The sequence below is a fragment of the Micromonospora aridisoli genome (genome assembly GCF_056150025.1).
The window spans coordinates 1-510 of record NZ_JAXCFK010000194.1 but is presented as its reverse complement, the minus strand read 5'-3'; the positions used below and the strand labels follow the sequence as shown (position 1 = coordinate 510).

1 pseudogene is annotated in these 510 nt (G+C 74.5%); it reads left to right on the top strand.

From position 1 onward, the window contains the following. Positions 1-510: pseudogene (locus tag SM447_RS30070) on the top strand (AAA family ATPase); the annotation flags it as partial.

Genomic DNA, 510 nt, shown 5'->3' with positions numbered 1-510 from the left:
GTGGGCCGCCACATGGCCCGGCGGGTCTCGGAGCTGGCCGACGACACGACCACGCCGCTCTTCTTCGGCCGGCTCGACTTCGGCGGGACCGCCGACGGTTCGGAGGGCGGCGACGTCGACCCGGACCACGCCGGGCGCAGCTACCACGTCGGGCGGCGGCACGTCACCGACGAGTCGGGCGAGCCGATGGTGCTCGACTGGCGGGCTCCGGTCTCCCGCTCGTTCTACCGGGCCAGCGCCCGCGACCCCCAGGGCATCGCCGTACGCCGCCGCTTCGGCTTCAGCACCGGGGTCCTGACCAGCTTCGAGGACGAGCACCTGGACCGGGGCGAGGAGCTGGGCACGGCCAGCCGGATCCTGACCGCCGAGATCGAGCGGCCGCGCGTCGGGCCGATGCGGGACATCGTCGCGACCATCCAGCCGGAGCAGGACGAGCTGGTCCGCGCCGACCTCGCCGACTCGATCTGCGTGCAGGGGGCCCCTGGCACCGGTAAGACGGCCGTCGGGCTG